The 24,270-nt window shown below is 63.8% G+C and carries 30 protein-coding genes; 17 read left to right on the top strand and 13 right to left on the bottom strand.

What is annotated here, in order from left to right; all coding sequences use genetic code 11:
• Positions 1 to 51: 51 nt before the first annotated feature.
• On the top strand, positions 52 to 1,419 hold the full coding sequence (locus KGA89_RS17360; RefSeq protein WP_223472123.1) for a DUF2868 domain-containing protein: 1,368 nt from the start codon (positions 52 to 54) through the stop codon (positions 1,417 to 1,419).
• Entirely contained in the window at positions 1,412 to 2,785 is a 1,374-nt protein-coding gene (locus tag KGA89_RS17355) for a GTPase/DUF3482 domain-containing protein (RefSeq protein ID WP_223472122.1), read from the top strand. Before KGA89_RS17360 ends, KGA89_RS17355 begins: the two co-directional genes overlap by 8 nt.
• 142 nt (positions 2,786 to 2,927) lie before the next feature.
• Here the strand turns inward: KGA89_RS17355 and KGA89_RS17350 are convergent, their stop codons facing one another.
• Positions 2,928 to 3,419 carry a DUF523 domain-containing protein gene (locus KGA89_RS17350; RefSeq protein WP_223472121.1) on the bottom strand — a complete coding sequence of 164 codons (492 nt, stop codon included), beginning with the start codon at positions 3,417 to 3,419 and terminating at the stop codon, positions 2,928 to 2,930.
• Position 3,420: 1 nt separating this feature from the next.
• Positions 3,421 to 4,053, bottom strand: coding sequence for a 2OG-Fe(II) oxygenase (locus KGA89_RS17345; protein WP_223472120.1), 633 nt, complete (start codon positions 4,051 to 4,053; stop codon positions 3,421 to 3,423).
• Between the two features lie 140 nt (positions 4,054 to 4,193).
• On the opposite strand from KGA89_RS17345, the gene KGA89_RS17340 reads away from it, so the two are divergent.
• Entirely contained in the window at positions 4,194 to 4,937 is a 744-nt protein-coding gene (locus tag KGA89_RS17340; protein WP_223472119.1) for a hypothetical protein, read from the top strand.
• A gap of 96 nt (positions 4,938 to 5,033) precedes the next feature.
• On the opposite strand, the gene KGA89_RS17335 is transcribed toward KGA89_RS17340, so the two are convergent.
• Positions 5,034 to 5,981, bottom strand: a complete 948-nt coding sequence (locus KGA89_RS17335) for an alpha/beta hydrolase (RefSeq protein WP_223472118.1) — start codon at positions 5,979 to 5,981, stop codon at positions 5,034 to 5,036.
• A 108-nt stretch (positions 5,982 to 6,089) separates the two neighbouring features.
• Here KGA89_RS17335 and KGA89_RS17330 point away from each other — a divergent pair, with 108 nt between their 5' ends.
• From KGA89_RS17330 to KGA89_RS17265, 14 genes are all read left to right on the top strand, one after another.
• Entirely contained in the window at positions 6,090 to 6,665 is a 576-nt protein-coding gene (locus KGA89_RS17330) for a DUF6436 domain-containing protein (RefSeq protein ID WP_223472117.1), read from the top strand.
• A gap of 404 nt (positions 6,666 to 7,069) precedes the next feature.
• On the top strand, positions 7,070 to 7,993 hold the full coding sequence (locus KGA89_RS17325; protein ID WP_223472116.1) for a sigma 54-interacting transcriptional regulator: 924 nt from the start codon (positions 7,070 to 7,072) through the stop codon (positions 7,991 to 7,993).
• A gap of 93 nt (positions 7,994 to 8,086) precedes the next feature.
• Positions 8,087 to 8,296 carry a hypothetical protein gene (locus KGA89_RS17320; protein ID WP_003206573.1) on the top strand — a complete coding sequence of 70 codons (210 nt, stop codon included), beginning with the start codon at positions 8,087 to 8,089 and terminating at the stop codon, positions 8,294 to 8,296.
• 60 nt (positions 8,297 to 8,356) lie between these two features.
• A complete protein-coding gene (locus KGA89_RS17315; protein WP_223472115.1) occupies positions 8,357 to 9,286 on the top strand; it encodes a type III secretion protein in 930 nt (309 codons plus the stop codon).
• A 59-nt stretch (positions 9,287 to 9,345) separates the two neighbouring features.
• A complete protein-coding gene (sctI, locus tag KGA89_RS17310) occupies positions 9,346 to 9,720 on the top strand; it encodes a type III secretion system inner rod subunit SctI (RefSeq protein ID WP_003206577.1) in 375 nt (124 codons plus the stop codon).
• A gap of 14 nt (positions 9,721 to 9,734) precedes the next feature.
• A complete protein-coding gene (sctJ, locus tag KGA89_RS17305; protein ID WP_013694482.1) occupies positions 9,735 to 10,622 on the top strand; it encodes a type III secretion system inner membrane ring lipoprotein SctJ in 888 nt (295 codons plus the stop codon).
• On the top strand, positions 10,619 to 11,209 hold the full coding sequence (locus tag KGA89_RS17300) for a hypothetical protein (protein ID WP_223472114.1): 591 nt from the start codon (positions 10,619 to 10,621) through the stop codon (positions 11,207 to 11,209). Before sctJ ends, KGA89_RS17300 begins: the two co-directional genes overlap by 4 nt.
• Complete coding sequence (gene sctL, locus KGA89_RS17295; RefSeq protein ID WP_003206583.1) at positions 11,187 to 11,780, top strand: type III secretion system stator protein SctL; 594 nt, start codon at positions 11,187 to 11,189, stop codon at positions 11,778 to 11,780. Before KGA89_RS17300 ends, sctL begins: the two co-directional genes overlap by 23 nt.
• A gap of 640 nt (positions 11,781 to 12,420) precedes the next feature.
• Positions 12,421 to 12,645, top strand: a complete 225-nt coding sequence (locus tag KGA89_RS17290) for a type III secretion protein (protein WP_003206585.1) — start codon at positions 12,421 to 12,423, stop codon at positions 12,643 to 12,645.
• A complete protein-coding gene (locus KGA89_RS17285) occupies positions 12,632 to 13,069 on the top strand; it encodes a type III secretion system chaperone (RefSeq protein ID WP_223472113.1) in 438 nt (145 codons plus the stop codon). Before KGA89_RS17290 ends, KGA89_RS17285 begins: the two co-directional genes overlap by 14 nt.
• Positions 13,062 to 15,212: a type III secretion system outer membrane ring subunit SctC gene (gene sctC / locus KGA89_RS17280; protein WP_223472112.1), complete on the top strand. Its 2,151-nt coding sequence runs from the start codon at positions 13,062 to 13,064 to the stop codon at positions 15,210 to 15,212. The genes KGA89_RS17285 and sctC overlap by 8 nt, the downstream gene beginning before the upstream one ends.
• Positions 15,209 to 15,418, top strand: coding sequence for an HrpT family type III secretion system protein (gene hrpT / locus KGA89_RS17275; protein ID WP_003206591.1), 210 nt, complete (start codon positions 15,209 to 15,211; stop codon positions 15,416 to 15,418). The genes sctC and hrpT overlap by 4 nt, the downstream gene beginning before the upstream one ends.
• Positions 15,419 to 15,424: 6 nt before the next feature.
• Positions 15,425 to 15,802 carry a hypothetical protein gene (locus KGA89_RS17270; RefSeq protein ID WP_003206593.1) on the top strand — a complete coding sequence of 126 codons (378 nt, stop codon included), beginning with the start codon at positions 15,425 to 15,427 and terminating at the stop codon, positions 15,800 to 15,802.
• 45 nt (positions 15,803 to 15,847) lie between these two features.
• A complete protein-coding gene (locus KGA89_RS17265; RefSeq protein WP_223472111.1) occupies positions 15,848 to 16,297 on the top strand; it encodes a type III secretion system chaperone in 450 nt (149 codons plus the stop codon).
• Between the two features lie 155 nt (positions 16,298 to 16,452).
• Here KGA89_RS17265 and KGA89_RS17260 read toward each other — a convergent pair whose 3' ends face one another.
• The 10 genes from KGA89_RS17260 to KGA89_RS17215 form a co-directional block, all read right to left on the bottom strand.
• Entirely contained in the window at positions 16,453 to 16,956 is a 504-nt protein-coding gene (locus tag KGA89_RS17260) for a type III effector (RefSeq protein WP_223472110.1), read from the bottom strand.
• 117 nt (positions 16,957 to 17,073) lie between these two features.
• On the bottom strand, positions 17,074 to 18,174 hold the full coding sequence (sctU, locus tag KGA89_RS17255; RefSeq protein ID WP_027912905.1) for a type III secretion system export apparatus subunit SctU: 1,101 nt from the start codon (positions 18,172 to 18,174) through the stop codon (positions 17,074 to 17,076).
• Between the two features lie 15 nt (positions 18,175 to 18,189).
• Positions 18,190 to 18,987 carry a type III secretion system export apparatus subunit SctT gene (sctT, locus tag KGA89_RS17250; protein ID WP_003206600.1) on the bottom strand — a complete coding sequence of 266 codons (798 nt, stop codon included), beginning with the start codon at positions 18,985 to 18,987 and terminating at the stop codon, positions 18,190 to 18,192.
• Complete coding sequence (gene sctS / locus KGA89_RS17245; RefSeq protein WP_003206603.1) at positions 18,987 to 19,241, bottom strand: type III secretion system export apparatus subunit SctS; 255 nt, start codon at positions 19,239 to 19,241, stop codon at positions 18,987 to 18,989. Before sctS ends, sctT begins: the two co-directional genes overlap by 1 nt.
• A 9-nt stretch (positions 19,242 to 19,250) precedes the next feature.
• Positions 19,251 to 19,904, bottom strand: a complete 654-nt coding sequence (gene sctR / locus KGA89_RS17240; RefSeq protein ID WP_014340722.1) for a type III secretion system export apparatus subunit SctR — start codon at positions 19,902 to 19,904, stop codon at positions 19,251 to 19,253.
• A complete protein-coding gene (gene sctQ, locus KGA89_RS17235; RefSeq protein ID WP_003206607.1) occupies positions 19,901 to 21,004 on the bottom strand; it encodes a type III secretion system cytoplasmic ring protein SctQ in 1,104 nt (367 codons plus the stop codon). The genes sctR and sctQ overlap by 4 nt, the downstream gene beginning before the upstream one ends.
• Positions 21,001 to 21,570, bottom strand: a complete 570-nt coding sequence (locus KGA89_RS17230) for a type III secretion protein (RefSeq protein ID WP_223472109.1) — start codon at positions 21,568 to 21,570, stop codon at positions 21,001 to 21,003. Before KGA89_RS17230 ends, sctQ begins: the two co-directional genes overlap by 4 nt.
• Positions 21,563 to 21,982, bottom strand: a complete 420-nt coding sequence (locus KGA89_RS17225) for a YscO family type III secretion system apparatus protein (RefSeq protein ID WP_038859698.1) — start codon at positions 21,980 to 21,982, stop codon at positions 21,563 to 21,565. Before KGA89_RS17225 ends, KGA89_RS17230 begins: the two co-directional genes overlap by 8 nt.
• Positions 21,969 to 23,327, bottom strand: a complete 1,359-nt coding sequence (locus KGA89_RS17220; protein WP_013694489.1) for a FliI/YscN family ATPase — start codon at positions 23,325 to 23,327, stop codon at positions 21,969 to 21,971. Before KGA89_RS17220 ends, KGA89_RS17225 begins: the two co-directional genes overlap by 14 nt.
• On the bottom strand, positions 23,327 to 24,220 hold the full coding sequence (locus tag KGA89_RS17215) for an FHA domain-containing protein (protein ID WP_003206613.1): 894 nt from the start codon (positions 24,218 to 24,220) through the stop codon (positions 23,327 to 23,329). Before KGA89_RS17215 ends, KGA89_RS17220 begins: the two co-directional genes overlap by 1 nt.
• Positions 24,221 to 24,270: the final 50 nt, after the last annotated feature.

Raw genomic sequence — 24,270 nt, 5'->3', positions numbered from 1 at the left:
CAGGCATCACAGCGGTTATGCTCAACCCTCATTCGAGCAACGGAAGCACTCGTGACAGTACTGCAAAACCTCTGGTTGACCGAGACGATACGCCTGCGTGAAGAACACGCCGGCCCGCTCGAGGACCAGGAAGCCAATCGCCTGGCCCGTGCAGCCGGCGGCGACTTAGCCACTCGCATCCGCCACCGTGCCCGCTGGCTGGCCGAGCGCGATGGCCTCACCGAGGCCCTGCGCCATTGGCTGCAAGGGGCGCGCCTGGCGCTGATCGCATTGGCGCTGCTCGCCGTCATCAGCGGCGCCGGCCTGGGCTTTGCCGCACTTGGCAACGGGCAGGCACCGGTCAATGTGTTCTGGGCCTTGGGCAGTCTGCTGGGGCTGAACCTGATCCTGCTCATCGGCTGGGCCCTGGGCCTGATATTCGCTGGCGAGCAAGGTGCCACGCTGGCACGCCTGTGGTTGTGGCTCAGCGAAAAATTCGCCCGCGACGCCAAGGCCGCCCAACTGGCGCCGGCCCTGCTGCTGTTGCTGCAACGGCACAAACTCAATCGCTGGGCCCTCGGCGTGCTGGTCAATGGCCTGTGGCTGCTGGCGATGCTCAGCGCGCTGGTCATCGTTCTGCTGCTGATGGCGACCCGGCGCTATGGCTTCGTCTGGGAAACCACCATCCTCGGCGGCGAGACCTTCGTCGCCATGACCCAGGCCCTCGGCGCGCTGCCCGCCCTGCTGGGCTTCAGCGTGCCGACGGTGGAAATGATCCGCGCCAGTGGCGATGCCGCCCTGAACATCGAGAGCGCGCGCCAGGCCTGGGCTGGCTGGCTGATCGGTGTGCTGCTGGTCTATGGCCTGTTGCCGCGCCTGGGCCTGGCACTGCTGTGCCTGTGGCGCTGGCGTCGCGGCCGCGCCACCCTGCGCCTGGACCTGAACCTGCCGGGCTACGCCCAATTGCGTGAACGGCTGATGCCCAGCAGCGAGCGACTGGGCGTCAACGACGCTGCCCCCGCGCAATTGAATCCCATTGAAAGTGCTGTCAGTGCCATGAACAGCGACGGCGCGCTGCTGGTGGCAATCGAGTTGGACGATCGGCCCTGGCCGCCCAAGCTGCCCGAAACCGTGAAAAGCGCCGGCATTCTCGACAGCCGCGAATCGCGCCACAAACTCCTCGAACAACTGTCACGCTTTCCGCCGGCACGCCTGGCAATTGCCTGCGACCCACGCCGTTCACCGGACCGCGGCAGCCTGGCGCTGATCGCCGAGCTGGCCCGCAGCGCCAGCGCCACCCGCGTCTGGCTGTTGCAGGCGCCGCCCGGCGAAGCGCTGGACGCCGAGCGCCTGGGCGACTGGCACACCGCACTGCAACAGTTGCAGTTGCCCTTCGCCGACTGCATGCCCTTGAACTGGCTGGAGACCGGCCATGACTGAGCCCATTAAGCCGCTGAAGCTGGCCGTGGTCGGCCACACCAATGTAGGCAAGACCTCGCTGCTGCGTACCTTGACCCGCGACGTCGGCTTCGGCGAAGTGTCCCATCGCCCGAGCACCACCCGGCATGTCGAAGGTGCGCGCCTGTCGGTGGACGGCGAAGCGCTGCTGGAGCTGTACGACACGCCGGGCCTGGAGGACGCCATCGCCCTGCTTGATTACCTCGAGCGCCTTGAGCGACCTGGCGAACGCCTCGACGGTCCGGCGCGCCTGGCCCGCTTCCTCGAGGGCAGCGAGGCGCGGCAACGCTTCGAACAGGAAGCCAAAGTGCTGCGGCAACTGCTCGCCAGCGACGCCGGGCTTTATGTGATCGACGCCCGGGAGCCGGTGCTGGCCAAGTACCGCGATGAATTGGAAGTCCTTGCCAGTTGTGGCAAGCCGCTGCTGCCGGTGTTGAATTTCGTCAGCAGCGCCCACCATCGCGAGCTCGACTGGCGCGAAGCCTTGGCACGACTGGGGCTGCACGCCCTGGTACGTTTTGACAGCGTCGCCCCGCCCGAGGACGGCGAGCGACGTCTGTATGAGAGCCTCGCGCTGTTGCTGGAAAGCGCCCGTGGGCAACTGGAACGCCTGGTCGCCGATCAACAGGCCCAACGCCTGGCCCGCCAGCAGAGCGCGGCGCGCTTGATCGCCGAACTGCTGATCGACTGCGCCGCCTGCCGACGCAGCGTCGCCAGCGACGCCGAACTGGAACGCGAGGCCATCAGTGAACTGCGCAACGCGGTGCGTCAGCGCGAGCAGCGCTGCGTCGAGGCCCTGCTCAAGCTTTACGCTTTTCGTCCCCAGGACGCCGCCGCCAGCGATCTGCCGCTGCTCGACGGGCGCTGGGGCGATGACCTGTTCAACCCCGAGACCCTCAAGCAACTGGGCGTACGCGTCGGTGGCGGGATCGCGGCGGGCGCAGCAGCCGGGGCCGGCGTCGATTTGCTGGTGGGCGGCCTGACCCTTGGCGCCGCTGCCCTGGCCGGGGCCATTGTCGGCGGCACCCTGCAAACGGCCCGCAGCTATGGCAACCGGCTGATGGGCAAGCTCAAGGGGCAACGGGAATTGACGGTGGACGACAGCGTGCTGCGCCTGTTGGCTCTGCGCCAACGCCAACTGCTGCAAGCCCTCAACCAGCGCGGCCATGCGGCAATGGACAGCATCCGCATCGCCACGCCCCAGGACAAGACCTGGCGCGAGGGCAAGCTACCCGAAGCCTTGAACAAGGCGCGGGCGCATCCGCAATGGTCATCCCTGAATACTCAACCGCGATTGAGCCAGGCAGAACGCCAGGAGCTGATTGAGCAGTTGGCTGAGCAGCTATAACCCAGTAGCAAGCGATTTTGTGGGAGCAAGGCTTGCCCGCGATGAAATCGATGCGGTCCTTCAGAGACCGAGGCGTCTGTATCGCGGGCAAGCCTTGCTCCCACAGAGAGTTCCTTGCCGCTGAGAACTGCGCGGCTCAAGGTTACTCGTTGCTCAGGGCCTTGAGGGCCGCCGCCGCTTCAGGCAACTCCAACTCACTGAACACCTTCACGCCATGCCGCTTGAGCAACGCCGCCGTCACGCCTTCGCCGCTGACCTTCACACCCCTGAACGTTCCGTCATAGGTCAACAGGTTGCCGCACGACGGGCTGTTGGCCTTGAGCACGGCGATGCGGATGCCGTGTTCACGCACCCGTTCCAGCGCTTGATACGCGCCCGACAGGAACTGCGCACTCACATCCTCGCCGTCGGTGGTGATTACCGCCGCCTGACCGTCGAGCACTTGCCCGCCCTGCCCGCCAGGAATCTCCGCCGCCGCCCGAGGCGTGGGCAAGCCGCCGGCGACTTCCGGGCACAGCGGCACGATCCGACCTTCGTCGAGCCACTGCTGAAGTTGATTGAACGGCCCGCTGGCACTGCCGTCGTAACGCACGCGATGCCCGAGCAGGCAGCGACTGACCAGGATCTTTTCCATCTCAGAACAACTCGTTGCCGCGACGGCGGAACCAACCGGTCAAGGACAGGCGATCGCGCGTGGCCGGCAGTACTTCATGGGGAATGTCCCCCGACAGGAACACCACCAGGCAACCGCCAATGGGCACCACGTCCTGTTCGAGGCTTTCGTCCAGGTACATGCGCAACTGGCCGCCGTATTCCGGCAACCATTCGTCATTGAGGTAGAGCACCGCCGACACCATGCGCCGGTCGTCATCGCGGAAGCGGTCGACGTGCCTGAGGTAGAACGCGCCGGGTGGGTAGAGGGCAAAGTGACTTTCGAAGTCTTCCAGGCCCAGGAACAACCCGCGATTCATCGCCTCGCGCAGGCTGTCCATCAGCGCCAGGTAATGGTCGCAGGCTTGCGCCTGGCCGGGTTCGATCCATTGGATGTGATCTCCCCGGATCCCTTCGCGGATCTCCGAGAACGGCCCGCGCCCGACCGCTGCCGGGGCCAGTTCGCCCTCGGCGGCCCGCTGGCGGCATTCGGCCGCCAGGGCGCGGGTCAGCGCATCCGGCAGGAAGAGGTTCTGCTGCGACCAGCCGTGCTCGGCCAGGTCGTCGACGATACGTAACAGCAGCGAGTGATCAGAAGGTATTTGCATGGCGCGCATAGTATGCCTGTGCCTACAAAACCGACAGCGCCACGCAGCGGGTTCGCTGCGTCAAATAGCACCGCCGTACGAACTTGATACGAATTCTCGACAAGACCCCACACCCCACGGAGAATAGTCGGCTGCTGACAGGAGTCCCTATGCGCCGTTTGCTTTTCTCACTGTTGATGTTCTGCGTTTTGCCCGCCTGGGCAGACAGCTACGACCAGTTGTACAAGGTCGCCGGCTGGCCGGAACAGCGGGCGCATTTCAATGACGCCTTGAGCGCCGCCCAGCAGCGCTACCAGAGCAGCCTGCCGCCGGCGGTGTTCCAGGCCCTGGTGAACAACAGCAATCAACGTTTCGCCCCCCAGGCCATGGACCAGCGGGCCGAGACGCAGATGCGCAAGAATCTGCGTGACCCCAGCCCGGCCCTGAGCTTTTTCCAATCACCCCTGGGTCGCAAGGTCGTCGCGGCCGAGTTGCTGGCGACCCGGCGTGATCAATTGGCGAAAAACGCCAAGGGCCTGCCGAAGATGCCAGCCAGCGACAACCGCCTGTTGATCATCGGCCACCTGGCCCAGGCCCTGCCCGCCCGCGAGGCCGGCGCCGAAGTCAGCCTGGCGATCGCCGGCGTGGCGGCCGACAGCCTGAGTTCGATGATCCCGGGACTCTTGGGCGGTGGCCAGGCCCAGGGCATGCTCAACGGCCAGCGCCAGCGGTTAATGGAACAGATCGGCGCGGACCTGAACAACACGCTGCTGTACGTCTACCGTGACCTGACGGATACCGAGCTGGAAGAGTTCGCCACTTTCGCCGAATCGACCGAGGGCCAAGCTTATTATCAAGCAGCCCTGGCGGCGATTCGGGCGGGGTTGGCGGTGGGGCAGAATCTCGGACAGTAGTTCAGCGCCGCCATCGCGAGCAAGCTCGCTCCCACATTGGATCTAGCAGCTCAATACCCTGTGGGAGCGAGCTTGCTCGCGATAGCAATAACCCAGTCACCGCCGAACCCGGCTCATCCGCTTCGTCAGAAAACCAAACATCTCCTGCCGCAACGCCAGCGCCTCATTCGCCAAATGATGGTGTCCCTCGGGCAACATCAACACCTGCGGCCGATCGAACTTGCTGCGCAGCACTTGCAGGTTGTGCACCCAATCCACCGTCATGTCCGCCTGCCCCTGCACGATCAATGGCTGGCGCGGGCTGCTCGGGGCGGCTTCGATACGCTTGATCCATTGCCCCAATGCACCCACCCAGGCGGTGGGCAGGCGCAGGGGTTGCAGCGGGTCGGCTTGCAGGAAGGGCAGGAAGTCCGGGTCGGTGGAGTTCTCGCTGAAACGTCGGGCAATACCGCTCACGAAGGGCTTGAGCAGGTAATAACTCAGGCGCGACCAGCCCCAGGCACGCGGCCGCACCAGGGGCGACAGCAGGATGACCCGGCCCTGCGCCGGGCTCTGTGCGCCCTGGTTGAGCACGTGATCCACGACGATCGCCCCGCCGGTGCTTTGCCCGCACAGATGCCAGGGTTGCGGCAGGTCCAACGTACCGGCCTCGGCCAACAGGCCCTGCAAGGTGGCCTGGTACTCGGCAAAATCCCCGATGCTGGCGCGCTCGCCACTGGATAGCCCGTGGCCCGGCAGGTCGCAGGCGATCACCGCGAACTTCTGCTCCAGGGCCCACTCGATCAAATGGCGATACAGCCCCATGTGATCGTAGTAACCGTGGAACACAAACAAGGTCGCCACGGCCTTTTCCGGCCACCAGACCTGGCTGACCAGCTCATACCCAGCCACCTCGAAACGCCCCAACCCCTTGCGCACGCTGCGCTGGGGAAAGTCCAGGCCATAGAACCGCTGGTAGGCCTGGGCTTGCTCGGACAGGGCTTGCCACTGGGCCAGCGGTTGCAGGCTGGCACGCAGGAGATCGGGGTCGAAAGTGGCAGGCATCAAGATTTCCAGGCATAGGCGCATCGCGCGAAACAGACTTTGTAAGCCTGCGATATTCATCTGTCGCGGCAGGCATGGCAAGCTACGCGGCTTCAGAGGATCGACTCCATGCGCCCGTCCCACCGCACGACCTTGCTCGCCAGCCTGCTCGCCCTCGGATGCGCCGTCGTATTGTGGATGGCCTACGACTGGTTCCAGGGCCGTTTCCTGCGGGCTTTCAGCCAACACACCGCGGTGTTTTCCGGCGACCCTCTGCGCCTGCCTGCCGATCTGGCCGGACCCGGCGCAATACGCCTGGTGCATTTCTGGGACCCGGCGTGCCCGTGCAATGTCGGCAACCAGCAACACCTTGCCGAGCTGGTCGATAAATATGTACCGCAAGGCGTCGAGTTTTATGCGGTACAAAAAGCCGGCAGCCAAGGTCAACTGCCGGCCACATTGAGCCACTTGAAAAGCCTCCCGGCGCTCCCCGGTTCAAGCCAGATTCCTGCAAGCCCAGCCGTGGCGATCTGGGATCGCAGCGGCAAACTGGCGTACTTCGGCCCCTACAGCGAAGGCCTGACCTGCAACTCGAGCAACAGCTTCATCGAGCCGATTCTCGAGGCGTTGAGTGTCGGCAGGGAAGTTAGTGCGACTCACACGTTGGCGGTCGGCTGTTATTGCCCATGGTCGGTTTCAAACTGACGAATTAACTACAACACGTATTGTCAGCCGCCTCTAGGCTGACGCCACTAAGTTATGCCTAGTGTTTGTTTTTAGAGCTCTTGCTCAAAGTAAGGGCTTGGGCTGAACCGTTTGTCGGATCCAATTTTTCCAAACGGCGCCATTACCGATCCTTTTCGGCCTGTGCCCCATGCCAGACGGGTTGTGCAGGGCAATTGAGCTCCGTTGACCGTTTAGCTGAATCGATTAACAGCGGCCGTGCCAGCATGAACTTTTTTTTAATCTCTTCTCTAAACCTCGTGACCAGCAAAATGTTCATTACCAGTGCAGTCGCGCGGCGGCGCTAACTAGAGGAAGTTTCACACGCCTTTTCATCGTTCAACTTGTCGACCCTCCTAACCAAACAAGAAATGGAATCGTCAGTGATGCAAAAGCTGCTATGCGCTGCACTTTCCAATCCCTATAAAGAAGATGCCCTCAATCTTGAGGCGTTCGTCCAAAGCGTCGCTCCGCTCATGATCGACGTGTTGCTGCGCGGCGAGACGGGTACCGGTAAAGACACGCTGGCAGAAAAGATCCATCGCATGTCCGGCTGCTCCGGCAAGTTCGTTGCCATCAACTGCGCCGCCATTCCCGAAACCCTCGCCGAGAGCCAGCTTTTCGGGGCCAACACCGGCGCGTTTACCGGGGCCAACCAAAATCGCGCGGGGTTCGTCGAAGCCGCGCATAACGGCACGCTGTACCTGGACGAAATCGACAGCATGCCGTTGGGCCTGCAAGCCAAGCTGCTGCGAGTCCTGGAATCCAGGACGGTCCAGCGCCTGGGCTCGACCCAGAGCATCCCGGTGAACATGCGAGTGATCGCCTCCGCCCAATGCCCTCTGGGGGAAATGGTCGAACGTGGTGAGTTTCGCAGGGACCTTTATTTTCGCCTGAACATCATCAGCCTCAAGCTGCCTCCACTGCGCAGCCGCAAGGAGCGCATCGTGCCGCTGTTCCAGTCGCTGGTGCGCCGGGAGGCCCAGGTACTTGACCGGCCCTACGTCGCACCGTCGCCAGCGCTGTTGCGCCAACTGCTCGGCTACGCCTGGCCTGGCAACATCCGCGAGCTGCAATCCGCCGCCAAACGATACGTGCTCGGCTTGCCGGCACTGCCCCGCGCCGAGCAACTGGAACACAACAGCTCGACGCTCAAGTTGAAAGAGCACCTGCAGCAGTTCGAAAAAATCCTCATAGAGGACTGCATGCGCCGCCACCATCATTGCATCGACAAGGTCATCGCCGAACTGGGTATCGCCCGGCGCACGCTGTATTACCGGATGAAGTGCCTGCAAATATCGACGAGTTGAGTGGGATCGGTGGAACCGTTTACACAACGGTCGCCACTTAACCATCGAGACGTTCACGATCGTCTTGCCATTCCACAACCCGGAGATACGACTATGAGTTTTGGTGGAGCTTCTCTCGCCGCTTCCACGGCTGCCATGCAGCAGATGGATGCGACCTCGGCTGCGATGACAACCATGAAATCCCAATTCGACCAGAAAAAACTGGTCGCCGACACCATGAACGCAATCGCGGCAGGGTCGATGGACACCGCAACCAAAGCCATCACCGCCATGGGGGAGGCCTCGAAAAACATACGATTCTGACCCTCTCGCTTCAGCCCCGCTCCGGCGGGGTAACTTCAAGCGCGATGCGAGGAGGCCCCTATGCACATCGACTTGCCAGACAGCCTTCGTGCCCAGAGAGACCTGCCCCATGACGAGTCCACGCGGCGCCCCGCCCCGACCCCGCCGGGCCTGGCGAACGTGGTCGCCGAGCATCTGGCACTGCACGGGACCGGCGACCGATTGAGGGAGTCGCTCGTCCAGTGGGGCGCCGAACACGGTTCGACGGGCGGACAGTCGCGGTTCGGCTGGCCCAGCCCCCAGGACAGATTGGCCGCAGAGACCGACGACCCTTTGCGACTGGTCCTGGAAGACATCCTGGAGGAGATCAACGGTGGCACCGGTTCCAATCTCGACGTCGACATCGATGATGCCTATTCCAATGAAGACCTGTTCAACGATCTGGCGCAGATGTTCGCCCATCGCCGACAGCCCATCGGTGACAACGATGTCGACAGCCAAAGTGATTTCGGCAATGCCAACAACCCCTTCTGTGGCGCGCTGTTCGGCGCCTGGGAGATGGAGGGCGATCACGCCACGCGGCGCAGTCGTCATGACGCGAGCCTGTCGCTGCTGCTCAAGATAATCGCGGTCCTGGGCCGCAGGAAACTGCTGACGCTGCTGGACATCGAGGAAGGTGACGGCCAGGCGCGGTATGAACCAGACGACCAGGACCTGTTGTTCGAGATCGCCGCGTTCATGGACCAGCACCCGGCGCGCTATCCCCCACCGACGCCCCCCGACGCAGAACGCTGGACATGGACCGAACGCATTGCCCGCGGCACAGCGCTGGATGCTCGCGAAACCCGGTTGTTCCAGCTTGCCCTGGAAGAGCTGGACTTCGCCCTTGCCCGCCTGGCCGGCCAGCAGCCCCCGCTGCGCCAGCGTGCCCGGCGCAACCGGGAGGAAATCGAGTTTCACCTGAGCGTCACCGGTAGCGCTCGCAACGTCTTGAGGCTGATGTGCGCCTGAAGGCACCCGCCCTTTGAAACTGACACTTTGAAGCAAGCCTTTGAAACAGGAGAAACGCCATGGACGTACAAGCCATCGACCCCAGCAACCTCGCCTCCACCGCTGCCAAAACCAGCGCCAAGCCACACGCGAGCGCCGAGACCAGCGATGTCAGTTGGTTCAACGCGCAAATGCGCGACAAAGCCCCCGCCCCGGACAGTGAAAACAATGTCGCCGCAAGAATCATCGATTCGTTGTCGAGCCGCTCCGGCGAATTGCAGCGACTGGATGATCGCGCCAACCGGGACATGCTCAAGGCCATCCGCACCGCCGACCCGAAAGACATGCTGCAGTCGAACCGCTCGTTGTCATCCTTTCACCTGGAAAGCCTGATGACCGCGAAAATCGTCAGCAAGGGCTCCCAGGCAATCGAGAAGCTCACCAATCTTCAGTAAAGGGAAAGCCGGTCATGTCCATGCGCGCATTCTCAACACTGTTGCTGTGTCTGCTGCTCACCGGTTGCGATGAACGGACGGCGCTGCACAGCCATCTTTCCGAGCAGGATGCCAACGAAGTGATCGCCGAATTGGCGAACAAGAACGTGGAAGCGAGCAAGCAGGTCGATAAAGACGGGCTGACCGTACTGGTCGAGCCTGCCGACATGAACAGCGCCGTCCAGGTACTTGAAGCCGCCGGCCTGCCGCGTCGCTCACGCTCCAGCCTGGGGGAGATCTTCCGCAAGGAAGGGGTCATTTCCACGCCGATGGAAGAGCGTGCCCGCTACATCTATGCGCTGTCCCAGGAACTCGAGTCGACGCTTTCACAGATCGATGGCGTGGTGCTCGCCCGGGTCCATGTGGTCCTGCCGGAGCGGGTGGCCCCGGGTGAGCCGGTCCAACCCGCATCGGCCTCGGTGTTTATCAAGCACACCAATGCCCTGGACCCCGACAGCATTACCCCACGCGTGCGCAACCTGGTCGCCAGCGGGATCCCCGGCATGGCCGATGCTACCCAGAACCCGACCAAATTATCGGTGGTCTTCGTTCCCGCCGCACCGTATCAGGAGCGGCGCAAGATGGCGTATTTCGGCCCGTTCCTCATGCAAGCCGACGACATCGGCTATTGGCGGGCGGTGACCGTGACGGCAAGCATCACCTTGCTTGCCATCCTGATGGGCGTCTTGTATGGCCTCTACCGGCTATGGCGCCAAGGCGTGTTAGTGCTGCCACGACTTCTCGATCGCAAGTTCAGCAAACCAGCCAGGACGCCCGCCGCCCCCCAAAGCAGCGCGACACCTGGGCTGTTCGCCGTGAAAAACCCGGGGACCAAACCCGACAGTAACGGGACCGCCGCATGACGGCGGAAATTGCATGGGTTCGCTGGTGGAACCTCGCGTGGCGCGAAGCAGACCGGGGCTGGTATTCGCCGGCGCTTGGCCTGCTGACCGCGCCACAGATCGAAGTCCTCGCCCGAGGGCAACATGCCGCGCTTGCCCACAGCTTCGGTATGACGCCATGCACGCCACCACCACCCAGCCCGGCGCTGCAATCGCTGTTCTGCGGCACGCCCCGGACCTTGGCCCTTGCCTGCGAATTGGTGGCGAGCACTTGCGCACCGTTAACGGCAACACAGGCACTTTCGGTGCAGGACCGGGCCTGGTGCGAGCGCACCGCCAAAGCCCTGCGCCCGGGGCACTGGCTCGAACAAGACCAGGATCCACTCGCCCTGCTGCGCGCATGGCTGGACGAACGGGCCTGGGAACGCGCGCGCCTGGCGTTCCCACGCGACAGAATCATCGCCATCGAATCGGCGCCAGCCCCTCAACCGCCAGCCGCCAAGCTGAACACGCTTTGGCAGTCCGCCTGCTGGAAAGCTGAGCAAAGCCTGGCACCCTCGGCCCCTATCCAAACGGAGAGACACGATGCTCGCTCGGCGTTCGCTTGAACTGCGCCCCGATGGCCAGGGCCTGTCGCAGCCCTACATCGCGCGCGAAACCCTGGTTGATTGTGCCCGCGCACAGGTCGTCCTCGAACAGGCCCAGGCGCAGGCGGGGCAATTGCTTGAACGCGCCAACGCAGAGGCGGACGCGACCGTGCTCGAGGCTCAAGCGCAATTCTGGGAAAAGGCCGAAACCTTGCTCGCCGCATGGGACACCCAGCGTCAAGCCATGTGGGAGCGGATCGAGAGCAGTGCTGCACATTTGGTCAACGAGGCCCTGGGGACGCTGTTGAACGAGGTCCCGCAGCAGGCACGCATCGATGCGCTCGTCCGCCAACTGGCGTCGCGTCAGGACGACCCGATCAGCGCCACCCTTCGCTGTCATCCTGAAGACCTGGCAAGCCTGACCCGGAGCCTGGGCACCGACAGCCGACGCCCCTGGACGCCAGTGGCCGATGCCGACATGGAACGACATCAACTGAAGCTGGAAACACCAGGCGGTACATACCAGCTCGACTGGCCCACCGCCGTCGAGGCCCTGCGCCTGCCCGAACCACAAAACATCACCGCAAGCTGACCCTCCGCCATCGCGAGCAAGCTCGCTCCCACAGGGGATTTGGGGTGACTGCGATGCCTGTGAACAACCCGGAAAAAACTGTGGGAGCGAGCAAGCTCGCTCCCACAAATGGATCGAAGTACGACCGGGAGAACCAGGTCGGCTGTCAGGCCGCCTCGCGAGCAAGCTTTACTCCCACAAATCTGATGGGTGTACGACCGGGAGAGCCAGGTCGGCTACTAGGCCGCCTCGCGGCGGACGTTGATCTCGGCGCCCCGTTAACCACGATGGCCGAACGCAGGCATTGCGTAGTGGGCACCTCGGCATGGATGCCGAGGTAGCCGCGGGCCATGGATGGCCCTTCGCGGCGGGCCCACGGAGCAATGCCTTCGTTCGGGCATGCCGAGCCTAGGCGAGGCACCGAGTGGTGGGGCAAAGCCTTTTTGGTTACTTTTTTGGCGTCTGAAAAAAGTGACCCGCCGTAAGGGCGGAACCCTAAGCAGCCGTTACCGCAGCAACGGATATGTACCCGGTCAAAGAAATCCTGTCCGGATACTAAGGCCACCATCACCCCGTCAGTTTTTTTCCTCATCCGCGCGGAACCGCCAACGGCATACCCACCACTCACACCGTGAACATGCCTAGCCCAGAGGAACCGCCCATGTCTTCCGCCGATGCCGTCCAGCGCCGCCTCGACACCTACTTCCAACGCGCGACCGACAACGTCAACAACGCTGCGATGAACGCAGCAGAAAGTCAGTCACTCGACGACATGCACTCATTCGTGACCAGCATGAACGGCATGTCCGTCGCAGTGAACGCCGCCACTCAACAGACCACGGCCCATCACAACCTCGCCAAGGCGATCATCGATGCAATGCCATGAGCTGCGCACACAGCTCACCCGCTGGAGCGCCATCGTCGATGGCCCGGAGCACTTCACCGTTGTCATCGACGATGGCGACGCAACGTTCAGCAAGCTCGAAGAGGGCCTGCTGGTATCGGTCGAGCTGAGCGTCCCGGCGACACGCGAGGTGGCTCTGGAAGACCTGCTTCGGCTGGCGCACCCAAGCCTCTCGCGATTTCCCGGCGCGCTGGCCCGTTCGCCACAAGACGGCCGGTTGTGGCTACTGGCGCAACTGCCGCCGGACAGGCACATCGACGACTTGATCGAGGTGCTCGAAGCACTGCTCAACCAGCGTGACACCTGGCAATCGATTCTCAATAAAGACCAACGAGCCGTTGCCGCGCCAGTGGCGCGACGCCTCTCGCACTCTCACTTGCTCGGAACAGGAATCCGTCATGCCTAACAGGTGGCTTGCACCGTACCGCTTGATGACCGCAGGCAAAGTACACCTTCGCCAGTTGATCGCACACCGCTGGACGGGACCTTCGCTGATCGCACTGGCGCTGACCGGTGCCCTGGGTGCGAGCCTGCCGGCACAGGCGGCAGTCCCGACCGACTGGAAGAATACGCCTTACGCCTATGACGCCCAAAACACGCCGCTGGCCAAGGTACTCGGCGACTTCGCCAATACCTTCGCGGTGCAACTGGTGATCGATGGCGCCGTGAAGGGCACCGTCGACGGCCGGATGCGCGCCGAAAGTCCCCAGGCGTTCCTCGACAGGCTCGGCCTGGAAAATCGCTTCCAGTGGTTCATGTACGGCAACACCTTGTACGTCAGCCCCTTGCAGAACCAGGACTCCACGCGCCTGGAAGTATCCGCCGATGCCGTGCCGGACATGAAGCAGGCCTTGACCGACATCGGCCTGCTGGACCCGCGTTTCGGCTGGGGTGAATTGCCCGACGAAGGCGTGGTCCTGGTCTCTGGCCCGGAGCGCTACGTGCGCCTGGTGGCGCAGTTTGCCGAAGTGCGCAAGACACCCGAAGAGAAGCAGGAAGTGATCAGCTTCCCGCTGCGCTATGCCACCGCCGCCGACCGCAACGTCAAGTACCGCGGAGAAACGCTGGTCATTCCCGGGGTCGCCAGCATCCTGAAAGGTTTGCTGGAAAGTCGCAGCGCCGTGTCGGGGGGCATGCAGACAGCCTCGCCCCAGGCGTCGTTCCAGAACATGCAGAACCAGCAGTCCATGACCATGGGCAATATCGAACAGTTGGCAATGAACGGCATGGGTCGTCCAAACACCAGCCGCGTACCGTCCGGCGCGAACAGCGGTGGCGGCGGTCGGGGCAAGATCCGCGTCGAAGCCGACGTGCGCAACAACGCGGTGCTCATCTACGACGCGCCCAAGCGACGGGAAATCTACACGCCGCTGATTCGCGATGTGGACGTGCCGCGCAAGCTGGTGGAGATCGATGCGATCATCCTCGACATCGACCGCACCCAACTGGCCGAGCTGGCCTCGAACTGGAACGTCGAGAGCGGCGACCTGATCGGCGGCGCCTCGATGATTCGACCTGGCGCCAGCTCGACGGTGTTCATTCAGGACTACGGCGATTTTTCCGCGCAACTGCGGGCCCTGGAGGGCCGTGGCCTGGCCTCGGTGGTGGCGAACCCGTCGGTACTGACCCTGGAGAACCAGCCGGCGGTCATCGACTTCAGCCGGACCGAGTACATCTCGGCCATCGGCGAGCGTGTAGCCACTGTCGAACCCATCACGGCAGGCACCAGCTTGCAGGTCGTGCCCCATGCCATCGAGACCGGGGGCCGCAACCAGATCCAGATGTCCCTGGACATCGAGGACGGCCGTATCGAACCCTCGGAGGTCGGCCAGCAGACGCCCAGCGTGCGCCGGGGCGTAGTCAGCACTCAGGCTGTCATGGGGGAAAGCCGGTCATTGGTGGTAGGCGGTTTTCATACCGAAGAGACCGGCGACAACCTCGAACGGGTGCCATGGCTGGGTCGCATCCCGCTGATCGGGCCGCTGCTGTTTTCCTCGACCACCCGCGAAACCAGTCGCCGCGAGCGGGTGTTCATCCTGACGCCGCGCCTGATCGGTGACCAGGTCGACCCGGCCCGCTACATCTCCGCCCTTGACCGCGAACAGGTCGACAGCGCCATGGCCCGCCTGGAAGAGCGTCGCAACGGCACCCGCCCCGTCGGTCGTATCGAGGTCAGCGACGTGCTCGCCCAACTCGCCGACGGCAACATTCCGGCCACGTTCAAGCAAGCCCCATCGATTCCCTATTCGCCCGACACATTGTGCGCGTTGCAACCCGGGCTATCGCTGGACGCCGCCCGGGCCCAATGGTTCGCCGGCCCCGATTACGGCATCGCCGTGGGCGTGATACGCAACGACGATCAGCGGCGCTTGCGTTTCGACGAGGCAAGCTGCGGCAGTCGCTGGACCCTGGCCACCTCCGCCTGGCCGAAGGTGTGGCTTGAGCCCGGCGAGGAAACGGAAGTGTTCGTGGTCATGAAACAACCCACGCGCACGCCAGGCGGCGAGCGCCCTTCTCTTCTGCAAACCAGCGCGAGGACCCTGCCATGAGTCGCACGCCACTGCTGCTCGTTTTATTGCTGAGCCTGCCGGTGTTCGCCGGCTGCGCGAACCGCTCGGGTTGCCAGGGCGATGCCTGCAGCCGCGCCGAACCGGACAACGGTCGGCTGGTGATCTGGTGGTCACCCGGTATGCGCGGCGGCCTTGGCTCCCCCGAACACCCACTGGACCATTCGGTCGTCCCATTGGAGAACTGAAACGCTATGTCTTTTTCGGTACACAGCGTAAGCACTCGCCAGGCCTTCCAGAAGAACATCATCGCCGGCATCGCAACGTATTGGGAAATAGCCCCAGGCATTGAGTTCTGTCTGCGACGCGAGCCTCACAGCGTGGGGCTCGCCTTACAAATACAAAGCCAGGCGCTGCGTGCAAACCAGATCCAGCATGCCCTCGAACGGCGTTTCGCCCACCCGACCGACTACGCGCAGTTGTTCGTATTTCTTGATCCGCAGCGAGCACTCGTGGTCTGGCAGGCGCTGCCGGACTCGTCGATATCCATTGAACTGCTCGATGAAATCCAATCCCGGCAATTGTCACTGCTGGGCCTGGAAGACCTCGACGACTACTCAGCCACGTATTGAGGAAAACACAGTGATTCATACAGGCTTTATTCAGGGAGGTTTTCCATGACCGTCGCACCGCTTGCCCAGCGCTTGATCTCGGCCCTCGCGGAACATTTGCATGCGGACTTGCAGTTGGAAGGTGGCGTGTGCGCGCTGTATGACGCGAGCAACCGCGAAGCCGTGGTCATCGAGCTGCCCGATCACGGCGATGTCGCCATCCTCCATAGCTCGATCGATGTACCTGCCCACGCGCCCGGTTTGCACAAGCGCTTGCTGGAACTCAACTTTCGCTTGGATCTGCTCGGCGGCAGCTGGCTGGCCCTGGACGATAAGGGCAGCGTTCGCCTGTGTGCCCACTGTCCGCTGGCGATGCTTGACGAGGCGCGGTTCTGCCATTGGGTCGTCGGCTTCATCGCCCAGGTCGGCGACGTTCGGGCGCGCTTGGCGGTGCCTGCAACGCCGGGCGGTCCGCGTCCGGCGTCGCTCAACATGAGCCGCACCCGATTGGGATAGGCACTCGTGGCCTGGAATTACTACCGCGGGACTCTGTAGGAGCTGGCGAAGCCTGCGATCTTTTGATCTTTCGCTTGAGATTCAAGTGTCTTTGAAAAGATCGCAGCCTCGTTGCACTCGACAGCTCCTACACAGGGTTATGCAGGCTCATCGCTTTATCGAAGCTTCATCGCCTCGCCACCCTCCTGCATGACTTTCCTTGCGCTGTCCATGAAGCCCTTGGTGACCTCCGTCACCGTATCGCTCATCAGCTTGGCCATGTCGGCGGAGCTTTTAACGAGCAACATGGCGCTCTGGCGTTCCTCCATGCCCATTTGCAGCTGGAACTGCTTTTCCATCAACTGCTTCTGACGGGTTTCCATCTCGCTCATGAAAGAGTCCGGTGTGCGGCTGGGCGTTTGCGCGTCATCCAGCGGTTGCGTGTCATTCGGTGCCGCCGTGTGGTTGGTGTCTCGCGTTCGGGTGCGGCCGCGCTGATGCACCGCCGGTGGTGTCGAGGAAGAACGTCCCCGATCATGCAGGCTCTGGGTGCCTTGGCGCTGCTGCGCCTCACGGGGTCGTTGGCTCAGCGAGGGTGAGCGCGATGGCGATAAGCTGTCGGTACCCCGCAGGGCACCTGTGCCCCCTAAGGGGCTCGTCAGGGGTCTGGGTTCGGGCATGGGAATCCTCCACGAGTCGATGTCTGTGTGGTGGGCACTGTCGGCAGGCCGGTATCCTCCGGACGAGCCTGGCTCATTCCCTGAGTGGCAAGCGCATGTGCATCGGTTCCATCGACCTCAACGCTGGTTCAACTCCGGAATCTCGATGACCTCGCCCTTGGCCTCGTCATCCAGTTCGCGCAACACCCGATAAATGTGGGCAACCGCCTGGAGCGTTTCCCGAGGGATATAAGCGCCGACGTCTTCACGGTAGATCGTGCGCGCCAGCCAGATGCACTGGATGACCGGAACCCGCGCCGCCTTGGCCCGCTCGATCAGCGCCCGGGCCTCGGCATCGACACCTTTGACGATCAACTGCGGCAGCGGCGTTTCCTCGGGGCGATACAACAGCGCGACGGCAAAGTGGGTGGGGTTGACCACCAGCATGTCGGCGTCTTCCACCGGTTTGGTCTCTTTGTTGACGGGCTGGTCGACCAATTGCCGGGCCAAGCTGCGGCGATGCATTTTTACGTGGGGGTCGCCTTCCATTTCCTTGAACTCCTTGCGCACCTCTTCCTCGCTCATGCGCAGGCGCTTGGCAAAGAAATATTTCTGCAGGCCGAAGTCGAGAAGCGCCAGCACCAGCAACACGCCCAGGCAGATGTGCATGATGTGCCGAAACAGGCTGGCCAGCCCGCGCCAATAGCTGTTCAGGTCGCCGTTGACCAGATTGATCAACGACCCGAGTGCAGGCAGGGTCACCAGATAAATCACGGTGCCGATAAACACGGCCTTGACCAGCCCCATGAACAGGTTGATCAGCGCCTGGCCGGAGAACATCTGCTTGGCCTGGTTCATCGGGTTCAAGCGGTTCGGGTCGGGCTGAAGGGCCTCGGGGGCAAACAGGAAACCGAACTGTATCCAACCGGCCACCAGGCGCGTGACGATCGCCAACCCCACGGTCATCAAGGTGAAATTGAGCAACACGCCACCGGCATGAGCCAAGGTCTCCTCGAAGGCACGCACGAAATCGACATCCAGCCGATGCAGCGGGAATGTCACCATGTCTCCCAAGGCCTGCATGCTGTCGTCGGCCTGGGTCAACGCCACTTCGGTGATCGCCGCAAGCACCAGCAGGCTGCTCAAGTCCTGGCTTTGGCCGACCTGGCCCTTGTTGCGCGCGTCGCGAATCTTCTTCGGCGTCGCCCGCTTGGTCTTTTCTCCACTGTCTTCGCTCATGCCCGAAGCCCTCCTTCAGGGTGACGGCAACAACAGGTGCAGCAGATGCCGGATTTCGCCATAGCGACCAAGACGGCCGGTCATCGCATCCCACAGCGTGGGCAGGTAGAACAGCAGGAAGCCCAGGCCGATCAGACTCTTGGCCGGCATGGCGAGGACGAACACCTGCAATTGCGGGCTGTACAGGCTGAGCAACGCCAGGCTGAACTCCACCAGCAACAGCAAGCCGATAAAGGGCGCCGCGTAGAGCATCATGTGCATGAACATTTCGCCGAGCAGCCCAAGAAACACGCCGAAGCCGTCCGCGCCAGGCAATGGAAACCAAACGGTGGGCGACCACACCAGGTAGCTGTCCCAGATCACCTGGGTCAAAGTGCCAATGCCCAGGGTGGTGACCAGCAGCAAGATCGTCATCTCCTTGAACAGCAGGCCCAGGGGCGTGGTGTCGCTGCCGAGCGCCGGGTTCAACTGGCCACCAATGAGCGCACCGCGCTGGTTGTCCAGCAAGGCACCCACCGACTCGTACAACCAGAACGGCATCGCCAGCAGCACCCCGAGCAAGAAGCCCAGCACCAGCTCCTTGAACATCAACCCGGCCAGCGACAGCCAATTGACCTGGGCGTCGATCAGCGCCTGGCGAATACCCGGCGCCGGCAACATGCCCAGGGCAAACACGACAGCATGGCGCGGCAAGCCTCGCAGGTGCTGGAAGCAAAATACCGGGACCAGGTATGCGACCGGGTAAATGCGCGCCATGCCAAGCGCGATCGACAGCAGCAAGTCGAAATACGGGCCGAAAGCCTGGGCCGTCATCAGGTGTTGGCCATCATTTCGAATGCCCGGCGCAGCAGTCCCAGCAACTCCACGCCGATCCAGCGCCCCGTGACCAGCAAGGTCAGCCCGACCGCCACCAGCTTGATGCCGAAGGGCAAGGTCTGGTCCTGGATCTGCATCAAGGCCTGCACCAGGGAGGTCAGTACACCGACGATCACCGCCACGATCAAGGGCGGCGCGGAGAGCAGGACCACCAGCAACATGCCTTCCTTAAACAACGTCAGCGCGTCCATCGCACATCCTCAAAGATAGGAATAGAAGAGGCTGTCGAGCAATTGCGTCCAGCCCTGCACGAGGACAAAAATCAGCAGCTTGAGCGGCAACGAAATGGTCATGGGCGCGACCATCTGCATGCCGAGCGCCAGCAGCAGGTTGGACACGATCAGGTCGATGACAATGAACGGGATATAGATCAGGAATCCCATCTGGAAGCCGGCCTCGAGCTCCGACAGCATGAAGGCCGGGATGAGCAGCATCAGGTCATCGCGGCTGGCCTGCTCGGCGCGTTCCTTGGGCCACATCCGCTGGGTGTTCTCCAGCAAGTGGGCGAGGATGTCCGGGTTGGTATTGCGCGACATGAAGGCCTGCAACGGTTTTATCGCGTTCAAGGCAGAACCTTGCAACGCCTCGGTATTGCTGAAATCCAACGGCCGTTCTTTCAGCTGTTCGGCGATGTTGTGGCCCACCGGCGCCATGATGAACAGCGTCGCGGCCAGGGCAATGGCATACAAGGCCATATTGGGTGGCACCTGCTGCACGCCGATGGCGTTACGGGTGATGGTCAACACGATGGCTATCTTGAGAAAGGCGCTGCAGATGATCAGCAGCAAGGGGACCAACGAAATCCCACCAATGAACAGCGCCAGCAGAAAGGGGTCGACCCCCTGGAAGCTCATCCAGCCACATCCACGTGAGCGATTTGCAGGCCCAACCGGCCATCGACCTCGACCAGCTCGCCATGGGCCAGGGCACGTTCGCCATAGAACAGCGCCGCTGTCCCCGGTGCCACGCCTTGCACTTGCAGCACCGCGCCGGGTGCCAGATTGCGCAGCTCGCCCAAGGTCAGCTGCAAATGACCGCAGCGTATCGTCAGCGCCAGCGGCAGGTCGTCGAAGCGCTCGGGGACTTCGGCCGCGACCGGCTCCGTCATCGGCGCTTCCTCGGTGTCAGCGGCAGCATAGGCCGACTCCGGGTGCTCGGCCGCCTCGGCGGCTTGGGCGTCAGGTTCGTAGCCGGTGCTATCGTCCCAGTCCGGCGTCAGGATGTCGGTGTCGGCGGTGGTGCTCATAACGGTCTCCTCCAGAGCGAGCAAGGTCAGGCGCAACGGCGCGGCACGGCTGTGAACCCGCACCTGCAAACAATGCCGGCCCAGGCGAATCAGCCCTTGGCCGGATGAATCGAACAGAGCGGTTTGCGGCACCAACACATCACCGGGGCGCAACGTCGCCAACTGCCCGGCGGCCAGCGCCAGGTGTCCCAGTTCCAACGGAACATGCAGCACGAAGCCCGCGATCCCTGGCGCTGCCGGCCGCTGCCAAGGCGTAGCGCGAAGCAGCCCCAGCAGGGTCGCACCGGTCATTTCCAGATGGCTCGTGACGCGGGCCGCGCCCACCCTCACGTCGAGCCGGCAGGCAATGCCCTGCACCGCGGGCCCGGCCGCTGGTTTGATAAAACCGAATGCCTGGCGCAGGGGCTCGCCCAGGGTTTGCTGGAACAGCGACCAGAACCACGCGTCATCCGGTCCGGGTTCGGCAGGCAGGACCACCGGGCATTCACCGAACAGACTGAGCACCGCGCCGGGCTCGTCCAGGGTAAAGACACCATGGGCACACGCCAGCACACACGGCGTCCCCCCAGCGGTGCCACCCGGGGTCAGTTCCAGCAGGCCCGCCTCGCCCGCCACCTCGAAGGGCAACCGGACGCCAATTCCCAATAGTCGCCGGGCGGTGGCGTCCTCGCTGCCTACAGTCGGCAGCGCCAATGCATGGACTGTCATGTCGCGCTAACCTCTTCTTCCCGCGCCACACGCACGCTCACCGGCTGGCCCAGGCTTTGGGTCAGTGCCTCTTCGAGACGCCCGGATCGACTCGACAGCCGCGCCTGTACGTCGGCACTTTCGCTGCTCAGGCCGATGTCCCACCCGCACGCCTCGCCTAGCCGCCGGGCGGATACCTTTATGCGGCCCAGGTTGGGAAGATGCAGCAACAGGTCCAATTGCTGGTCGAGCGTGGCACGCAAGCGTGGCGTGAGCTGGTCGACAAACGCCTCCTCTTCACCGCCCGGAAGATTCACCAGGCCCGACAGCGAACCGGTGCCGGCGCTGTCATCCTGCGTGCCGCCCCGTGGCGCATCGACCCATTGGCGGAACCAGTAACCGTCACTGCTTCCTGCCGTCATGTCGGGGTCACGCCCGGTGGCAGGGGCGGACTCGCGTGCCGCCGGACGGCTTGCCCGGCTCACCTGGGCAGGCGGTTGCTCATACGCCCGCGGCGGATGCCGGACGGGGGTCGCCGAGGGATTGCCGTGCGGTGTCGGCGCACCGCGCACGCTGCGTTCATTCATCGCTGGGGGTCTCCACCAGGCACTCCATCATTGCGTTGAGCTTTTCCAGATCTCGCCGACGCCCTTGTAGCTGCTGCTGGGCAGCGGCCGTGTGCTGTGCCTGTTGCGCCTGTTCATCGTCCAGTGCCTGCACTGCCCGCGCTTGCTCGGCCAGCTCGCCGATCAAACGACGTTCCTGGGTACTCCAGGCGTTCAGTTCGCACACGCTCAACGCCCGGCCACGGTGCTCGCCGTACAACGCCTCGCGCTGCACCACCTGCTGCTCACGAGTCGCCTGCATCTGCGCGCGCGCGGCGGCAACCGCGGCTTCACGCTCACGCAAAAGCTCACGCTGCTGGCGCCACGCCCGCTCGGCTTGCGCTTCGCGGTGGCGGCGTATCGGCGCCAGGGCGTCCAGATCAGCCCGGGACATAAGCGGTCAACTGCTGCAGGTGGGCGAGCGTGGACGCAAACGGCTCCGGCTCACGCAGGTCCTGGCGCAGAAAGGCGTCCAGGGCCCCTCGCGACTCCACCGCCAGGTCGGTCAAGGGGTCGGCGCCGGCCTGGTATTCGCCCAGGCGCAACATCAATTCGATTTGCTCATAGGCCGACAGCAATCGACGCAGATTGATGCCCGCCCGCAGGTGCTCCGCCTCGGCCACGTTGGCCAGGGTTCGCGACAGGCTGGCCAGCACATCGATTGCCGGGTAGTGGCCGCGTTCCGCGAGCTTGCGTGACAGCACGATGTGACCGTCGAGCAGCGAACGCACTTCATCCGCCACGGGATCGTTCATGGAGTCCTGCTCGATGAGCACCGTATAAAAAGCGGTGATAGCGCCCTCGTTGGTCAGGCCGGCCCGCTCGACCAGACGCGGCAGCAAGCCGTAGACCGACGGCGGCAAGCCACCGCGCCCCAACGGCTCGCCAGCGGCCAGGCCGATCTCACGCTGGGCCCGGGCGAATCGGGTCAGCGAATCGATGAGCAGCAGCACGCGTTGGCCCCGGGCCCGGAAACCCTCGGCCAATGCCGTGGCGGTGAATGCCGCGCGGGCGCGTTCCATGCTGGAGCGGTCAGAGGTGGCGCACACCAGCACCGCGCGGGCCCGCAGTTCATCATCCAGCTCATGATCGAGAAATTCGCGCAGTTCGCGCCCACGCTCGCCGATCAGGCCGAACACGATGACATCGCAGTCAACGTTCCGGGCAATCTCCGCCAACAGCGTGGTCTTGCCACAACCGGCGCCGGCGAACAGCCCCACACGCTGGCCTTCACCGAGCGTCAGCGGGCCGTCGATGGCCCGTACGCCGGTCATCAAGGGCCGTTGGATACGCGGTCGTGCGGTGGGTGCAGGCGCCTCGCCAATCACTTCCGAGGCATGCAGTACATGCGGGCCGGCGAACGCCCCCGTCCCGCCGTCCAACAGGGGCCGGCCGAAGCCATCCAGCACCTGACCCAGCAGCTCCGGTCCCACGCACACCCGATGCGGCATGCCCAGCGGCTCCACCGCCGCACCGACCCGGATCCCCTCCAGGCCGCCCAGGGCGCTGAGCAGGGCATCGTGCTGGTCGAAGCCGACAATCTCGGCGAGCAGCGGCTCGCGTGTGTCGCGCTCGACCCGGCAGAGGTCGCCGATCTGCGCCCCCGGCAGTCGGCACTGCAGCAAGATGCCGCTGACCCGCTGCACCCGCCCGCGCACCATGACCGGCGCGAAGCGACGCAAGTGCGCCAATTGCCCGGCCTCCCAGGCCTCCAGTCGCGCGATGGCCGCCTGCGTCATCACCAAGTGACCTCGTAGCGTTGGTCGCCCTCGAAGGTGACTTTGCCGCTGTCGATGGCAGTCAAGCGCAGGCCATCGATCTGGTCACCCAGGAACAACCGACGTCCATCGGCCGTGACCACATGACCATGCTTGCCGCCCACGATCTGGGCGATCTGAAACGGCAGCTTCGTCAGCCGTTCCTTGACGTTGGCCGTGATCCCGACCGGCGTTTCGTAGCGGTCGTGGAAGCGCTCGATCAGCCGTTCGACCATCGCCAGGCGTTGACGCGGCAACTCGCCCACCAGGACCAGCCGGTCGCCCTGGCTCTCGACCCGCACACCGGCGCCCAAATCACGTTCCTGGAGCATGCGATCAAGCTCCAGGCGGACCGCCTCGACATTGTCCAAGGCCACCTTGCTCTGCTTGAGCTGCTGGGCCGGGCTGCGCGCCACGGTTTGCGCCGGCTGGCTGGTAAAGGCCCAGGCGCTGGAGGCAACGGTGATCACCGCTGCGGCAATGGCCAGGCGCTTGGGCCACGACGGCCGTGTCGCGGGCTTCAGGGTTTCCCGTTCCGCCGCCAAGTGCGCGGCGTCATCCAGCGCCGCCTCTTCGGGCCAAGGCTGATCGGCCGGGGCCAGGCACAGCCAGACGCCTGCCACGGCAAATGGGGCATTGCTCTGCAAGGGCTCGGCCGCAGCCCAGGGCTGGCCTTGTCCATCGCAAACCGTGCCCTCCAGCAGTTCCAGCAGCCACTGGCCCTGCACCTGCCGCAGGCCCACGTGACGCCCACAGATGCCCGGATCGTAAAGCGCCAGGTCGGCATCCTCGGCCGCCCCGACCACCCATTGCTCGCCAACCAGCGGCAACGCCGCACCTCGGTGCAGACCACTCAAGACTCGCAGTTCGAACATGGTCAATTCCTCAAGGGGCGACAGATGCTCGCCCACGGTCCGGTTGTACG

The sequence above is a fragment of the Pseudomonas sp. A-RE-22 genome, from assembly GCF_019956035.1.
Lineage (GTDB): Bacteria > Pseudomonadota > Gammaproteobacteria > Pseudomonadales > Pseudomonadaceae > Aquipseudomonas > Aquipseudomonas brassicacearum.
Note: the sequence above shows the minus strand (reverse complement) of the source record. Positions and strands in the feature narration are given on the sequence as shown.

Bases quoted from the DNA above. Each gene is read 5' to 3' on its own strand.
- KGA89_RS17355 (WP_223472122.1), top strand. From the start codon at position 1,412: ATGACTGAGCCCATTAAGCCGCTGAAGCTGGCCGTGGTCGGCCACACC.
- KGA89_RS17350 (WP_223472121.1), bottom strand. From the start codon at position 3,419: ATGGAAAAGATCCTGGTCAGTCGCTGCCTGCTCGGGCATCGCGTGCGT.
- KGA89_RS17345 (WP_223472120.1), bottom strand. From the start codon at position 4,053: ATGCGCGCCATGCAAATACCTTCTGATCACTCGCTGCTGTTACGTATC.
- KGA89_RS17340 (WP_223472119.1), top strand. From the start codon at position 4,194: ATGCGCCGTTTGCTTTTCTCACTGTTGATGTTCTGCGTTTTGCCCGCC.
- KGA89_RS17335 (WP_223472118.1), bottom strand. From the start codon at position 5,981: ATGCCTGCCACTTTCGACCCCGATCTCCTGCGTGCCAGCCTGCAACCG.
- KGA89_RS17330 (WP_223472117.1), top strand. From the start codon at position 6,090: ATGCGCCCGTCCCACCGCACGACCTTGCTCGCCAGCCTGCTCGCCCTC.
- KGA89_RS17325 (WP_223472116.1), top strand. From the start codon at position 7,070: ATGCAAAAGCTGCTATGCGCTGCACTTTCCAATCCCTATAAAGAAGAT.
- KGA89_RS17320 (WP_003206573.1), top strand. From the start codon at position 8,087: ATGAGTTTTGGTGGAGCTTCTCTCGCCGCTTCCACGGCTGCCATGCAG.
- KGA89_RS17315 (WP_223472115.1), top strand. From the start codon at position 8,357: ATGCACATCGACTTGCCAGACAGCCTTCGTGCCCAGAGAGACCTGCCC.
- sctI (WP_003206577.1), top strand. From the start codon at position 9,346: ATGGACGTACAAGCCATCGACCCCAGCAACCTCGCCTCCACCGCTGCC.
- sctJ (WP_013694482.1), top strand. From the start codon at position 9,735: ATGTCCATGCGCGCATTCTCAACACTGTTGCTGTGTCTGCTGCTCACC.
- KGA89_RS17300 (WP_223472114.1), top strand. From the start codon at position 10,619: ATGACGGCGGAAATTGCATGGGTTCGCTGGTGGAACCTCGCGTGGCGC.
- sctL (WP_003206583.1), top strand. From the start codon at position 11,187: ATGCTCGCTCGGCGTTCGCTTGAACTGCGCCCCGATGGCCAGGGCCTG.
- KGA89_RS17290 (WP_003206585.1), top strand. From the start codon at position 12,421: ATGTCTTCCGCCGATGCCGTCCAGCGCCGCCTCGACACCTACTTCCAA.
- KGA89_RS17285 (WP_223472113.1), top strand. From the start codon at position 12,632: ATGCAATGCCATGAGCTGCGCACACAGCTCACCCGCTGGAGCGCCATC.
- sctC (WP_223472112.1), top strand. From the start codon at position 13,062: ATGCCTAACAGGTGGCTTGCACCGTACCGCTTGATGACCGCAGGCAAA.
- hrpT (WP_003206591.1), top strand. From the start codon at position 15,209: ATGAGTCGCACGCCACTGCTGCTCGTTTTATTGCTGAGCCTGCCGGTG.
- KGA89_RS17270 (WP_003206593.1), top strand. From the start codon at position 15,425: ATGTCTTTTTCGGTACACAGCGTAAGCACTCGCCAGGCCTTCCAGAAG.
- KGA89_RS17265 (WP_223472111.1), top strand. From the start codon at position 15,848: ATGACCGTCGCACCGCTTGCCCAGCGCTTGATCTCGGCCCTCGCGGAA.
- KGA89_RS17260 (WP_223472110.1), bottom strand. From the start codon at position 16,956: ATGCCCGAACCCAGACCCCTGACGAGCCCCTTAGGGGGCACAGGTGCC.
- sctU (WP_027912905.1), bottom strand. From the start codon at position 18,174: ATGAGCGAAGACAGTGGAGAAAAGACCAAGCGGGCGACGCCGAAGAAG.
- sctT (WP_003206600.1), bottom strand. From the start codon at position 18,987: ATGACGGCCCAGGCTTTCGGCCCGTATTTCGACTTGCTGCTGTCGATC.
- sctS (WP_003206603.1), bottom strand. From the start codon at position 19,241: ATGGACGCGCTGACGTTGTTTAAGGAAGGCATGTTGCTGGTGGTCCTG.
- sctR (WP_014340722.1), bottom strand. From the start codon at position 19,904: ATGAGCTTCCAGGGGGTCGACCCCTTTCTGCTGGCGCTGTTCATTGGT.
- sctQ (WP_003206607.1), bottom strand. From the start codon at position 21,004: ATGACAGTCCATGCATTGGCGCTGCCGACTGTAGGCAGCGAGGACGCC.
- KGA89_RS17230 (WP_223472109.1), bottom strand. From the start codon at position 21,570: ATGAATGAACGCAGCGTGCGCGGTGCGCCGACACCGCACGGCAATCCC.
- KGA89_RS17225 (WP_038859698.1), bottom strand. From the start codon at position 21,982: ATGTCCCGGGCTGATCTGGACGCCCTGGCGCCGATACGCCGCCACCGC.
- KGA89_RS17220 (WP_013694489.1), bottom strand. From the start codon at position 23,327: ATGACGCAGGCGGCCATCGCGCGACTGGAGGCCTGGGAGGCCGGGCAA.
- KGA89_RS17215 (WP_003206613.1), bottom strand. From the start codon at position 24,220: ATGTTCGAACTGCGAGTCTTGAGTGGTCTGCACCGAGGTGCGGCGTTG.